The following is a 14,939-nucleotide window of genomic DNA, read 5'->3' on the forward strand; positions in this document are numbered from 1 at the left end:
AAATATAAATCAATCTGTTAGAAGGTTGGTTCATTCCTTTGTCTTATTGTTTTTTTCACAATACTCTTCCATACTTGAATACTCGTCTGTTTAACAACAAGTTGTGCCCATTTTTAGTGATTATCGTGTCAAATAATCGTAATTAACGGTTTTTCACGACAAGTTTATTTTAGGGGCTTAGCTTTTTTCTCATATTTCAGGGCTTACTATGCGTCGTAATCAAACAACCATCAATGAAGAAGTTGTTTTTAATGCCAATGAACAATTAATTTCAATCACGGATCCTCGGGGTGTGATCACCTATGCCAATGAAGGCTTTTGTCGCGTAGCAGGTTATACCGCGGATGAATTAATTGGAAAAAATCATAATATTGTCCGCCATCCCGATATGCCTAAAGCCGCTTTTAAAGATTTATGGGATTGTTTAAAAGCTGAAAAACCTTGGCGAGGTGCGGTAAAAAATCGTTGTAAAGATGGCCGTTACTACTGGGTTGATGCGTTTGTGACCCCTATGTATGAAAACAACAAATTGACAGGTTTTCAATCTGTTAGAACGGTACTAAAGCCAGATTTTAAGCGTGCAGCAACCCAGATGTATGCAAATCTGCAGGCAGATAAAAGTGGTTTACCTAAATTAACCTTAATGCAAAAACATACCTTGTGTGTATTACTCAGTGCATTAGTTGTGTATAGCGCCTTTCACCTCCCCTGGCTTATGCTGTGCTTACCTGTAATTTTTTATCTCATTTATCAACAAGAGGTTTTTAAAACCCCGCATTATTTTAATCAATTAGCGCATCGCTATGACAGTGTATCTCGATTTATTTTTAGCGGTGACAGCGCCCATAGCTTTGCTGATTTTCACATCAAAATTAATGAAGCGAAAGTAAATACCATTTTGGGTCGATTAGAAGATAATGCCGCTAAATTGCGCAGCGCAACAGAGTTATTAAACAATGCGGCAAATTCGACTATTGCAGGGGTACAAGATGAATCGGATCAGTTGCATCAAGTATCAAGTGCGGTTGAAGAAATGGTCGCCACAATTACAGAAGTCGCCAGCAATACGGTAACTACAGCCGAAAAGTCTAAATCTGCACAAGCGTCTTGTAATACCGCAAAGCTCTCGATGACAAAAACCATGAGCCAAGTATCGGCACTCGCTGTTGAAGTTGCAAAGTCTGCAAATTCAGCTCAGCAACTTTCTGAGGAAGCTGAGAAAATTGGTGGAATAATGCAAGAAATCCAAGGAATTGCAGACCAAACAAATTTACTTGCTCTTAATGCTGCAATAGAAGCAGCACGAGCAGGCGATCATGGTCGAGGTTTTTCAGTGGTAGCAGACGAAGTACGCGCTCTTTCGAGTCGGACACGAAGTGCAACGGAGCAAATACATAGCTCGATCACCGAAATCCAAAATACGTTAATTGCTTGGTCTAAGGTAATGGCTGAAGGAAAGCAATCTGCAGAAAGTTGTGTCGAAGATACTAAGCAGACTCAGATAGTTATTGACTCAGTGTACGATGCGATCAGCGATATTTCTGATTTAGCGATTCAAATTTCAACCGCATCAGAAGAACAAAGTATGGTTGCAGGTGAAATAAGCCAAAATATCTTAAATATTAGTGATTTATCACAAAATAATTTAGTACAAGCAGAATTATTGTTAGCTGAAAATAGTAAAATTGAATCACAAGCACGTGAGTTTGAACGAATTAGACGCTCATTTGAGGCATAATGACACTGTTTTATTAAATCAATCCTGATGATTTTATGAATCGATGGAGTATATCTGTTTACTCAAGCTATACTTTATCGATATTAATTATCAGGTACTTAAACCTGATTGCAACGGATGAGACAGTCAGGTTATGCCTTTTATTCTGGGATTTTTTATTGTTTTTGCTTTGAGTTCATATGCGGAACAACCTTCATCTGAACGGCTTGAAAAGCCACTTATACTTGCTACCACAGCATATATTCCCCCCTATGTAATTGAATCAAATGAAAGAGGCATTCAATTATCAATTATTCGCGGTGCTTTTGATTTAGGACAGTTAGGCGCTTTTAAAGTTGAATTTATGTCGAATAAACGAATGGTTGCCTCATTGCTCAATGGCGAAGTGGATATGACAATTAACGCGCCAGATAATATTGAAGGTATTTATTATAGCGAACCTGTGCTTTATTACGAAAATGTAGCTGTAGCACTAAAAAATAAGAATCTAGACCTACGTTCTTCTGCTAACTTTAATGGTTTAAGTGTCTTTGCCTTTCAAAATGCGGCTAGTTTTTTGGGTAAAGATTTCTCTTTATCAATTAATAAAATGAAGAGCTACGATGAAGTAGTTAATCAAATGGCCCAGATTGACCATCTGATGAAAGGCTGGGTTGATGTTATTGTGATCGAAAAAAGAGTGTTTAACTTTTATTTAGAAGAATATAAAAAAACACATCGAGTAGACGAAGTATCAATTTTCACTATTTTTGGTCAAGCACCGAGGCCAATGGCGTTTAGAGATAAAATACTCAGAGATAAATTTAATGTTTTTTTGCTTCAATTTAAACAGTCATTAGAATACAGCGCAATGCTTGATAGTCCAACAAATTTGTAACTAGTTCATTTATATAAGTTAATAGTAAAACTGCAAATTTGTTGCATCGCAAAGCTTTATTAGCAATGATTGAATAACTATTTTAGGAGTTATCTGGATGAAAATGCGCGCTATTCAATATGGCTTATGTTTATTTGCAAGTTTGAGTTTTTTTGCTAATGCAATGCAGCCACCTACCAAGCAACAAATTGAAAAATATCGTTTAAATGGCCAGCTTGAGCAGCGAATTACTGATGCGCAAAAGTTTGGTAACTTCAAAATTTCGCCTCATTTACTGATTGAAAGTAATCAAAGACTGAAAAATCAAATGAATGGTGTGACCACTGATTCAGCACAAAGCACCACTCGCTTGCCTTGGCATCGCGGTTTACCAGCAGAGGGCACAGTTAAAACCTTTACTCTTTTATTAGACTTTTCAGACGCTCCAGCACCCGACCACCAAACAAAAGAAGTAATAACGAACCATATTTATGGCGAAGGCTTAGCAGAGCGTTACCCAAATGAAAGCTTAACCAAGTTTTATCAGCGCTCTTCTTACAATAAGCTCAATATTACTGGTGATGTAATTGGTTGGTATCGCATCAGTAAACCTCGCTCAAGTTATAGTGAAAGACCTGATGCGGATGAAATGATTAAAGAAGCTTTGCGTTATTACGCTGATCAAGGTCATGATTTTAGTCAGTATGATAACGATAATGATGGTTATATCGATTATTTTTCGGTTGTATGGACCGGAGAGATTGGTGAATGGGCAACACTTTGGTGGGGCTGGCAAAGTTCGATGTACGATCCAGATTTTTTACTGTCAAATAAACAATTAAGTGCATTTTCTTGGCAATGGTTAAGTTCAAACAATGCAACAGATGATTTTGATCCATTGACCTTAATTCATGAAACAGGTCATGGGTTAGGCCTACCTGATTTTTATGATTACGATCCTGATATTGGGCCTGATGGCGGCACTGGTGGTATGGACATGATGGATGGCACATGGGGCGACCATGGTGCATTTTCAAAGTTTGTATTAGGTTGGATTACACCTCAGGTTGTAGGCGCAGGGCAAAAACAGGTCACCTTACAACCAAGTAGCAGCTCTGAAGATGCATTAATTATTATGCCAGAGCTCACTATAGATAAGCCTTTTTCAGAATATTTTGTAGTGCAAAACCGCGACCAGCTCTTAAATGATAAACCTCTGCCAACATCAGGTGTGCTTATTTGGCATGTGGATGCTGATATTAATGATTTTGGTTTTGTTAAAGACAATAGTTTTACTGATACCAAGCTTATTCGTTTAATGGAAGCCGATGGTTTGGAGCAAATAGAAAAGAACTTCGGTGCAGATAGTGGTGATTATTACCAGCCAGGCAAAGAGTTTACGACCACGTCAATACCAAATAGCCAAGGTTACTTAGCAGGCTCTGGTGTTGAGATTAAACAAATTACTAAATCCGGTAAAAATGTCAGTTTTTCAGCCGGTATCGCTGATATTCCGAGTATTAACTTAACTGGAATAGAACCTTTTTCAGTGTTAAATAGCGAACAAACATTAACTGCTCAAATAGCTTCAAACTCAGTTATTACTTCCGTTTCGTTTTATATTAATGACCAATTAATGGTAGAGGACAGCTCTGCTCCATACGAATTATTGATTAAAAGTAATCAGCTTGAATTTGGCGAGCTGAAAATTTCCGCTTCGGTATTAACGCAAAATAACCTTAAAAATGCGACTGCAATGCAAGTGATCAATCTGCCTGCATCTGAAGTACATTTAGTTGTCAGCCTCAATCAAGGTAATTCAGCAAGTTTAATGGCTGAAAATTTAGTGAAGAATGGCAAAACGGTTTTTTCTGTTAAAGACTTCCCTGTTATTAATCCGAGCCAAGTGCCGGTGGTATTTGTTGATAATACTGCAGTAAATGATGCATTAAGCGAGGAGCAAGCTCAGCGTATTAATGATTATATTAACGCAGGTGGCCATTTGTTTTATGAGAACTTTGATTTTTATCGGGCAAATGGCAGCGGATTTGAACAATTCACCAATAATGTTAAAATAAGCAGAACTGGCCAATGGTCACAAGATGCTGCTAAATTAGTGGGAGCTGAAAATAGTGTTGTTTTTGGCTTAGAATACGAACCTGAATATACCAATGATTATATTTTATATGTTGGTTTAGCAAGCACGGCCAGTGATGCACAGTCAATCTGGCAAGTTGATGGATTAGGTTGGGATGTGGCTGTTGCAAGCAGTATTGGTGCGGGTAAAATTATTGCATCATCGGCTCGTTTTAGTGAAATACCAGCTAGTTTACAACAAGTTGTAATGAGCAATTACCTTGATTATTTTACCGGTGATGCAAATACACTTAATGCCAAAGTCCGTTTTGACTCACCTGAGATTGCTCATAATGAACAAGACGCTACGCTGAGTGTAATCTTAAAAAGAAACTTTGATGATGGTACCAACAGTGAAGTATTACTAGCACTTGAGTCAATCAGTGCTACAGAGGGGGTCGATTTCCAACCATTAACTCAATCAAGTGTTACATTTGCGGCTGGTTCTCTTGAACAAGTGGTGGCAATTACGATTAATGATAATCAGCAGGCAGATGGCGATAGACACTTTAATATTGTTATGTCTGGTGAAAATACTTCTAGTCAAAACCGAGTGAAAGTGACGCTGGTTGATAATGAAAACCGTGGTGTGGTGAGATTCGAGAAAAGCAACCTTACTGTAGCTGAAAACAGTGGCACTTTTGATATTGTGGTGCAAAGGCTTAATGGTAGCGATGATGAACTGCTTTTTTTAATTGAATCTTTAAATGGCACCGCTGTTGCCGGTACCGATTTTGAAAGTCTGAGCCAAGTGGTAAAATTTAGTGCCGGTGAAGAGACTAAAATTATTACTGTATCAATTAAAGATAATACGGTGGTGGATAGTGATCGTAAGTTTAAATTAGAGCTGTTTAGCGATTATTTAATGGGTGAGAACCAGCAGTTAGAAATTACTATTAGTAATGATGATGTTGCCCCCCCTGTTGTTGTTCCACCGACGAATGAAAAAGGTTCATCAGGTGGCTCATTATGGCTTATGTTGCTAGTTTTATTAGGCTTTAACTTGGTCAGAAAGCAAAACTGAAAATAAAAGATTAATAAAAGGCCCATCAATGAGATGGGCCTTTTTTTCATTAAGCAAAAATAGCGACGGTTTGCCTTGAGAGCGCAAGTAACTGGCCATCTTCAGACCAAATTTTAGCATCCTCAATCGCATAACCATCAGAACTATGATGCGTTATGGCTTCAAAACCAATCCAAGCATCATTATTAAGCTTAGGTTCGACCAAAAATTCAATATACCAAGACATAGAACTGGCTGGAGCGGGCATCTTGAACATCTGCAGCATGGTAGGTGGCCATGAATCTGTCAGTGCTAAGATATGGCTTGGCGACAAATGAGCGGGAGCATGTTTAAATTTCATCCAACCACCAAGATTGTGACTTGTTGCCCCAGAAAATGGCATTGCACCTTGCTGCGGGTTTAGATCAATGTGTTGAAAAAACTCAGGAGTGATCCCTGTTTGATGACCAATAACATGATCTTTATTTGGTTTACCAAGCGATATAATGTCGCTATTGTTGACTGCTAAATTCGAGGCTCGATTTTTTGCAAAACAAAGTTGAGCAATAACACACACTTGTTCATTTTGAATCGCTTTAGCTAGGATTTGGCATGAATTTTTTCCTAGGCGTAAAACCTCAATTTCGATTGTAAAATCCTGTTCAGCCAGCAAAGGGCCAACAAAATTGGTACTCATAGAGAGTAGACGAAAGTTATCGGTTAATTTTTTTTTCGCTGCTTGCAATAATAAAGCTGCCGAAAGCCCACCAAAAGCAGTACGACCTTGGCACCAGTTACTAGGAAATTGCAGCGCTGTTTTTTCGTTGGCAGTATCGACTTGGGATAAAAGTTGGTCAAAAAGCATGTTGTTCTCACTATGACGCTAAAAAGATGTGTTGTTATAGCACAAAATAAAAAGGTCAGACCAGTTTAAGGGGGCTAATTAAGCTTAATAAAACATCGTTTATGGGCCTTTTTTAACTTTAAATGTATTAAATTGCAAAAAAAGCACTTTTTTTAAAAAAAATTTAGTATCTGCTATTGAATTCAACCCCACGCACCCCTATTAACTAGTCAACAACCGAATTAACAAAGTTTTTTGATGTAGGAGAAGATTCATGGGTAAAATTATTGGAATCGATTTAGGTACGACGAATTCGTGTGTATCAGTTTTAGAAGGTGGTAAGCCACGCGTAATCGAGAATTCGGAAGGCGACCGTACAACTCCATCAATCATCGCATATACAGCTGATGGTGAAACGTTAGTAGGTCAACCGGCAAAACGCCAAGCGGTTACAAACCCACAAAATACATTATTTGCGATTAAACGTTTAATTGGCCGTCGTTTTGAAGACGAAGAAGTACAACGTGATATCGCTATCATGCCATTCAAAATTGTTAAAGCAGACAATGGTGATGCATGGGTAGAAGCGCGTGGTGAAAAACGTGCCGCGCCACAAATTTCTGCTGAAGTTTTGAAAAAAATGAAGAAAACAGCAGAAGATTATTTAGGTGAGCCGGTTACTGAAGCAGTAATCACAGTGCCTGCTTATTTCAACGATTCACAACGTCAAGCAACAAAAGATGCAGGTCGTATCGCGGGTCTTGAAGTTAAACGTATTATCAATGAGCCTACAGCGGCTGCACTTGCTTATGGTATTGAGCGTAAGCAAGGTGATAATGTTGTTGCTGTTTATGACTTAGGTGGTGGTACGTTCGATATTTCAATCATTGAAATTGATGATGTTGAAGGCGAGCAAACGTTTGAAGTACTTGCTACAAACGGTGATACACACTTAGGTGGTGAAGATTTCGATAACCGTGTTATCAATTACTTAGTAACTGAATTCAAGAAAGATCAAGGCATTGACCTTAAAAATGATCCACTTGCAATGCAACGTGTTAAAGAAGCTGCTGAAAAAGCTAAAATTGAATTGTCATCAGCTCAATCTACAGAAGTAAATCTTCCGTATGTAACTGCTGATGCAACAGGTCCTAAGCATATGAACGTGAAATTATCACGCGCTAAGCTTGAGTCTTTAGTTGAAGATTTAGTATTAAAATCACTTGAGCCACTTAAAAAAGCACTTGCAGATGCAGATCTTTCAGTAAGTGAAGTGAATGACATTATCCTTGTGGGTGGTCAAACACGTATGCCTATGGTGCAAAAAGCAGTTGCTGACTTCTTTGGTAAAGAACCACGCAAAGACGTTAACCCTGATGAAGCGGTAGCTATGGGTGCAGCTGTTCAAGGTGGTGTACTTGCGGGTGAGGTTAAAGACGTATTATTACTAGACGTATGTCCATTATCACTTGGTATTGAGACTATGGGTCAAGTAATGACTGCTCTGATTGAGAAAAATACTACTATCCCAACGAAAAAGTCACAAACTTTCTCTACTGCGGAAGATAATCAATCAGCGGTAACGATCCATGTACTACAAGGTGAACGTAAACGTTCTAGCGATAACAAATCACTAGGTCAGTTCAACCTTGAAGGTATTCGTCCTGCGCAACGTGGTGCTCCACAAATTGAAGTAACATTTGATGTTGATGCTGATGGTATCTTACATGTATCTGCAAAAGATAAAGATACGGGTAAAGAGCAAAAAATTACCATTCAAGCAAACTCAGGTTTATCAGATGATGAAGTTGAAGCGATGATCCGTGATGCAGAAGCCAATGCTGAAGCTGATAAAAAGTTTGCTGAGTTAGTGGGCATTCGTAACCAAGCTGATGCACTTGTTCACGGTACACGTAAACAAGTTGAAGAAGCTGGTGATGACTTACCTGCAGCAGATAAAGAAGTAATTGAAGCAGCAGTTGTTGAGCTTGAAACAGCAATTAAGAGCGATAACAAAGAAGAAATTGAAGCAAAAACTCAAGCTTTAATGGAAAAATCGCAAAAGCTGATGGAAATTGCTCAAGCTAAAGCACAAGGTCAGCAAGCTGGCGGTGCTGAGCAACAACAAAAATCTTCAGCCAAACAAGATGATGATGTTGTAGATGCTGAGTTTGAAGAAGTAAAAGACGATAAATAATCGTTTTTTATTCAGGGCGCGTAGGCTGTAAAGTCTAATGCGCCCTTAGTCTATTTAAAATATGAACAAAAGGCTGTTTTACCCACATCTAAGCTTGGGTAATGAGGCTAGAATAAGCCAAATGCCTTCGGGACGAACTAGGGTAGAGTTGTAAACTATGTCAAAACGCGATTATTACGAAGTACTTGGTGTTGAGCGCGATGCCAGCGAACGTGACATCAAAAAAGCCTATAAACGTTTAGCGATGAAATACCATCCTGATCGCACCGCAGGTGATAAAGATCTTGAAGCTAAATTCAAAGAAGTAAAAGAAGCGTATGAGATTTTAACCGATAGCCAAAAACGCAAAACCTATGACCAATATGGTCACGCTGCATTTGAACAAGGTGGCGGACATGGTGGTTTTGGTGGTGGCCAAGGTGATTTCGGCGATATTTTTGGTGATGTATTCGGTGATATTTTCGGTGGCGGTGGTCGTCGTCAATCTCGTCAGCAACGTGGTGCCGATTTACGTTACAACATGGATTTAAGCTTAGAAGAAGCGGTTCGTGGCAAAAGTGTTGAAATAAAAGTACCGACTTGGGTTTCATGTGATCCATGTGATGGTAGTGGTGCAAAAGCAGGCTCTAAACCAACTACGTGTGGTACATGTCATGGCTCGGGTCAGGTGCAAATGCGCCAAGGATTTTTTGCTGTTCAGCAAACATGTCCAACCTGTAGTGGTCGTGGCCAAATCATTTCAGACCCATGTAATAAGTGTCATGGTCAAGGCCGAGTTGAGAAAACTAAAACCTTGTCTGTGAAAATTCCAGCTGGCGTTGATACGGGTGATCGCATTCGTTTATCAGGCGAGGGTGAAGCCGGACTCAATGGTGCACCAGCAGGTGATTTATATGTTCAGGTTTCTGTTCGTGAACACGCTATTTTTGTGCGTGATGGTAATAACTTGTACTGTGAAGTGCCAATTAGTTTTACCACAGCAGCATTAGGTGGGGATGTTGAAGTGCCGACACTTGATGGTCGTGCCAAGTTAAAAATCCCGTCAGAGTGCCAAACTGATAAAATGTTCCGCTTACGTGCAAAAGGTGTTAAATCTGTACGAAGTGGTGCAATTGGTGACTTAATTTGTAAAGTTGTGATTGAAACGCCTGTGAATTTGAATGAACGTCAAAAAGAATTATTACGTGAACTCGAAGAAAGCATGGGAAGCAATACCAGTAAAAATAGACCTAAAGAACAAGGTTTTTTTGATGGTGTGAAAAAGTTTTTTGATGACTTAACTAAGTAACTACTATTTTTCACTAAAAAAGCGCCTTGAAGGCGCTTTTTTTATGACTATAAAATAGTATCAGTCTGCTTAGTGCTAACAAATAAATAAAATATTACTTAGCTTGAGTTTGAAAGTTTATTTTGTATTTTCATTAACAAACTTGCGCTGATCTGGATAAATAAATGAATCTGAACTTTAGATTAAGAATTTATTTCAAGTTACTATTTTTAACGTTATTGCATTTGATTGACTCGCTAGTGATGTATTTATCCGTCTGGAGATTGGTGAAAATCTGAAGCTTGGGAGTAGCAAGACATAAGTGTAAATTAAGATGTTGGTCAATCTCTTTTCTAAAGTCAGATTAAATATTGTTTTAGTGATTATTTTAACAAACTTGATATTAAACAGCGTTTTAGGTGTTTGAAATAATAAGTATTCTCATTCTATATTTAAATCTGATAGGATGCTATTTTGCCAGCGCTGTCATAGAGGTCTAATTGATAGATTTACTTAAAACTAAAGTTAAAAAAAGAAGTAAAACAGATTTTATTGTTTTAACTGGTTCATTTTTAGTTATTTTCTTACTGTGCTCACGTTTAGATGTACTTGAAGTTATCCATAACTTTTCTCGTGCTCATGAAACGTATGAAGTGGATGAAATTTTTACTGCGCTTATCCTGATGACCGCAATATTTGGCCTTTTTGCCTATCGACGTTGGCAAGATGTAAAAATATTATCGTTATTTTGCGAAGAGTTATCGATGCTTGACCCATTTACGCAATTACCTAACCAACGAGCTTTAGAGCGTTTATTATTACAATTAAAACAAGGGCAAAGCTATCCATGTTCATTTTTATTGGTTGACATAAATGGCCTTGAAAATATTAAAAATACATTAGGATTAGATGTATCTGAGCAAGTTACAATTGAACTCTTGTATCAAATCTCACTTAAACTTGGCACAGATCAACTTTTAATAAATCGTAATACCAGTCAGTACATGATCTTTTGTCCTGAAGGGACAGCACAGAGTAATGCGTTTTTGATTGAACAAATCAAAAACATTGAATTATCGAGTCGATTTAATTCCCTTCAAGCCGTAAAAATAGAATGTGTTGCTATCGTATTACTGCATTTTGTCGAGCTTCAAACAATCTTCGAAGCCCTAGATGAAAAATTATTACAGTTATAACTTTACTCTTAGTTTACCAAGCTCATATTTAGCAATATAAACTAATTAAACTAGCGATATAGTTCGGCTAGGTTAAAAAGTCGCTGAATTTAAATTGTTATTGGATGGATCTGATGTGGCATATATGCGAGTTGGATTCATCTTTTCAGAATAAATCGTATTGGTAAAAATGATGTCAGAGCAAATAGCATCTAACTTGAAATATAAAATAGCCTGAAATCGAGTTAATCAGTCTATTTAGGGCAGCTAGTTACATCGTTAAATGAAATTGCTTAACGTGTAAGAAACTCAGTATTGGCAAATCAACCGTTTTTCTCACTCTTCAAAATCCTTTATCCAAAACACCAGAACAGAGATTTGTTACTATTAATTTGCTGGCAACACCCTAATGACAATTATGATTCAAAAACCAGTAGCCCCTACAATTGTATTTTTAGCCAAGATATAAAATTTATCTGCATCATTTTACTCGGCACGAATAAAAGCCAGTGTCTTTGTCCCATAATGAAACAAATATGCACTACTTTAGTGAATATTATTCAAACACTAAAATGCGATTGTTTTTAATTGTTAAAATTCAATGGGTTATAATTTTATTGTTTTGGCATAGAGTTTGATAGATAACATCTTTACCAAGGAGACTTAACGATGAAATTATTTTATTTACAAATTAATGGTGTATGGGACTATTTTTACACGATATTTAACGTTGAGATTAGTCAATGGCCTATTGATACAGAATACGATATCAAAACGAATGAAAAGGAGTGCAAGTAATGGCTATGTTAACCCCTTTAGAATATCAAGCTGCTATTAATGAAGTCTTGATTAATAAAAAGTTGATTTCGGATGTTGCCACAGACTTTAAAATAGCAAAACGGACTTTATACATTTTGGTGAAAGCGCAGCAAAAGCCGAACCAAAATCGCTTAAATCAATTACAAATAAAAATACAAACCCTCCAACAGCAACTTCAAGTTTTACAAGTGAGTCAATGCTAATTCATTTAGGATATGCAATGTTAGAACGATTTTTAAGCAAAAGTGATGGTTATTTAGATTTAAATTAGAATGTAAATAACTATCACTTGCATGATGCGTTGCTAGGAGTAAAATTAAGCGCAATAACAGCTATATTGATACCCTTATGACACGCTTAAATCAAATTTCTCTAGGTGCTGCTGCTCGAATAGTCAGTTTTGATAATAATAATAACGAACTTCAAAAAAAATTATTAGCGATGGGCTTAATCCCAGGTTCGTTAGTTGAAGTAATTCGTTTTGCACCATTAGGTGATCCTATGGTGTTAAAAGTGCGTGGTTCTTCATTAAGTTTACGTAAAGCTGAAGCTGACTCTATTTTTGTGGAGTTAGTGTAATGTCTAAAACGATTGCAGTTATTGGTAATCCAAATTGTGGTAAAACTACTTTATTTAATGCGTTAACTGGTTCAAAACAAAAAGTAGGCAACTGGCCTGGTGTAACGGTTGAAAAAAAAGAGGGGCAGTTTGTTTGTCACGAAGAAACTTTATCTTTAATTGACCTCCCTGGTACTTATTCAATCGATGTTTATGATGATAAAACCTCCCTTGATGAAAAAATAGCTCGCGATTATATCGTTTCAAAACAAGCCGACCTTGTTATTAATATTCTCGATGCTTCGAATTTAGAACGTAACTTATTTTTAACTGCTCAATTGCTTGAAATGCAACAACCTATGTTGGTTGTATTGAATATGATGGATGTAGCTAAACGTAATGGCATTGAAATTGAACCTGCAGCACTCAGTGAGCAACTCGGTTGTCCAGTGATCGCAATTATTGCATCAGATAAAACCGGTCTTCTTGAGCTTAAGCATGCTATAAGCACCCAATTGACCAAAAAACACATTTCTAGTTGCTTACCTACCTATTCTAGTCAAGTTGAACAAGCCCTTGGTGAAATAAGTAAGTTCGAACCTCGTTTTTCAACTTATTCTCGTGCTGAACAAATTGGTGTTTTAGAGCGCGTAATAGGCGATAAAGATTTTAGAGCTGCTTCAAACAACGATTATTATGATGCAATAGCGTCCGAGTTTAACAAAGATAACAGTTTTAATATGGCTGTAAATCTTGCCGATGCGCGTTATCAGTTAGCTGAGAAACTTGCTAAGTTCTGTCAAAAAAGCAGTTTACACGCATCAGAAACATTAAGTGAAATGATTGATAAAGTTGTATTAAATCGCATTTTTGGTATTCCAATTTTTTTAGCAATTATGTATTTAATGTTTACGGTCGCGGTCAATGTTGGTGGTGCCTTTATTGATTTTTTTGATATTGCGACAGGCGCATTATTGGTTGATGGTTTTGGCCAAATTTTAGCTTCAATTAATACCCCTGCTTGGTTGATAACCCTGCTTGCAGATGGCTTAGGTGGAGGGATCCAATTAGTTGCGACTTTTATTCCTGTGATTGGTTTTTTATATCTTTGTTTAGCATTCATTGAAGATTCTGGTTACATGGCCAGAGCGGCCTTTATTATGGATAGATTAATGCGAACAATCGGGTTACCTGGTAAGTCATTTGTTCCCTTAATTGTTGGTTTTGGCTGTAATGTTCCCGCTGTAATGGCAAGTCGCACCCTCGAAACACACAAAGATAGGCTATTAACGATAGCCATGGCACCATTTATGTCTTGTGGTGCGCGTTTATCTGTTTATGCGTTATTTGTTGCTGCATTTTTTGAGAGCAATGGTCAAAACATTGTATTTGCACTTTATTTAATTGGCATTGTCATGGCTATCTTAACGGGCCTAGTGCTTAAGAAAACGTTATTCTCACCCAATTTAACACCTTTTATCATGGAGTTACCTGCCTATCATTTACCAACATTACGTGGTGTTGTATTTAAGGCATGGGAGCGATTAAGTGGCTTTTGTATGCGTGCCGGTAAAACAATCATTATTGTTTTTGTTGTACTAAAAGTGCTGAGTTCGTTAGGGACAGATGGCAGTTTTGGTAATGATAATACTGATAAATCGATGTTAAGTGTGATTAGTAAGGCCGTGACTCCGGTCTTTCATCCAATTGGTATAGAGCAAGATAATTGGCCTGCTACAGTTGGGGTTTTTACTGGTGTTTTTGCCAAAGAAGCGGTAGTTGGCACCCTCGACAGCCTTTACAGCAGTTTAAACCAAGCTAAAACAGATGAAGTCAAAGAGACAATCGTGCAGCAATTAATGAATGCAGTCTCATCAATTGGTACCAATTTGTCTAATGTAATGGAAAACTTACTTGATCCATTAGGTTTGTCGCAAACCATGATCACGGATAAAACACAGGCTGCATCAGATCAAGCGGTCAACATCTCTACGTATGATGCAATGGCTAGTTTATTTTCGAGTAAAATAGCAGCATTTAGTTACTTACTGTTTATTTTGCTTTATACCCCTTGTGTTGCAGTGATGGGTGCAGTTTATCGGGAAGCTGGATTAAAGTGGATGCTGTTTGTTGCTGGTTGGTCTACGGGTCTTGCATATATCACTGCGTCCGTAACATATCAGATAGGTACTTTTGCGAGTCAGCCTGTTTTTGCATCTTTTTGGTTAGCTGGATGTGCAGTTATTACATTTGCTGCTATTTTAACAATGAAAATATATGGTTATTACGCTCAAAAAAATAGCCTTTTAATCCCCGTTGTTAATATTATTTAAAGGTTAACTCAAA

The 14,939-nt window shown here is 37.5% G+C and carries 10 protein-coding genes; 9 read left to right on the plus strand and 1 reads right to left on the minus strand.

What is annotated here, in order from left to right; genetic code table 11:
• The first annotated feature begins 208 nt into the window (after window positions 1-208).
• From PTUN_RS20565 to PTUN_RS20575, 3 genes are all read left to right on the plus strand, one after another.
• Entirely contained in the window at window positions 209-1,738 is a 1,530-nt protein-coding gene (locus PTUN_RS20565) for a methyl-accepting chemotaxis protein (RefSeq protein WP_009836780.1), read from the plus strand.
• 133 nt (window positions 1,739-1,871) lie between these two features.
• The gene (locus PTUN_RS20570; RefSeq protein WP_009836779.1) at window positions 1,872-2,615 is read left to right on the plus strand and encodes a substrate-binding periplasmic protein; all 744 of its coding nucleotides are present in this window, start codon (window positions 1,872-1,874) and stop codon (window positions 2,613-2,615) included.
• Window positions 2,616-2,712: 97 nt separating this feature from the next.
• The gene (locus tag PTUN_RS20575; RefSeq protein ID WP_009836778.1) at window positions 2,713-5,754 is read left to right on the plus strand and encodes a M6 family metalloprotease domain-containing protein; all 3,042 of its coding nucleotides are present in this window, start codon (window positions 2,713-2,715) and stop codon (window positions 5,752-5,754) included.
• A 49-nt stretch (window positions 5,755-5,803) separates the two neighbouring features.
• Here the strand turns inward: PTUN_RS20575 and PTUN_RS20580 are convergent, their stop codons facing one another.
• Window positions 5,804-6,598, minus strand: a complete 795-nt coding sequence (locus tag PTUN_RS20580) for a thioesterase family protein (protein WP_009836777.1) — start codon at window positions 6,596-6,598, stop codon at window positions 5,804-5,806.
• A 253-nt stretch (window positions 6,599-6,851) separates the two neighbouring features.
• Here PTUN_RS20580 and dnaK point away from each other — a divergent pair, with 253 nt between their 5' ends.
• From dnaK to feoB, 6 genes are all read left to right on the plus strand, one after another.
• Complete coding sequence (gene dnaK, locus PTUN_RS20585; protein ID WP_009836775.1) at window positions 6,852-8,774, plus strand: molecular chaperone DnaK; 1,923 nt, start codon at window positions 6,852-6,854, stop codon at window positions 8,772-8,774.
• A gap of 157 nt (window positions 8,775-8,931) precedes the next feature.
• Window positions 8,932-10,062, plus strand: a complete 1,131-nt coding sequence (gene dnaJ / locus PTUN_RS20590) for a molecular chaperone DnaJ (protein ID WP_009836774.1) — start codon at window positions 8,932-8,934, stop codon at window positions 10,060-10,062.
• A 479-nt stretch (window positions 10,063-10,541) separates the two neighbouring features.
• Window positions 10,542-11,237, plus strand: a complete 696-nt coding sequence (locus PTUN_RS20595; RefSeq protein ID WP_009836773.1) for a diguanylate cyclase domain-containing protein — start codon at window positions 10,542-10,544, stop codon at window positions 11,235-11,237.
• A gap of 776 nt (window positions 11,238-12,013) precedes the next feature.
• Entirely contained in the window at window positions 12,014-12,238 is a 225-nt protein-coding gene (locus PTUN_RS20600; protein ID WP_009836771.1) for a hypothetical protein, read from the plus strand.
• A gap of 145 nt (window positions 12,239-12,383) precedes the next feature.
• Window positions 12,384-12,614, plus strand: a complete 231-nt coding sequence (locus PTUN_RS20605; RefSeq protein WP_009836769.1) for a FeoA family protein — start codon at window positions 12,384-12,386, stop codon at window positions 12,612-12,614.
• A complete protein-coding gene (gene feoB / locus PTUN_RS20610; RefSeq protein WP_009836768.1) occupies window positions 12,614-14,926 on the plus strand; it encodes a Fe(2+) transporter permease subunit FeoB in 2,313 nt (770 codons plus the stop codon). The genes PTUN_RS20605 and feoB overlap by 1 nt, the downstream gene beginning before the upstream one ends.
• Window positions 14,927-14,939 lie beyond the last annotated feature (13 nt).

This window comes from Pseudoalteromonas tunicata (assembly GCF_002310815.1).
GTDB classification, from domain to species: Bacteria; Pseudomonadota; Gammaproteobacteria; order Enterobacterales; family Alteromonadaceae; genus Pseudoalteromonas; species Pseudoalteromonas tunicata.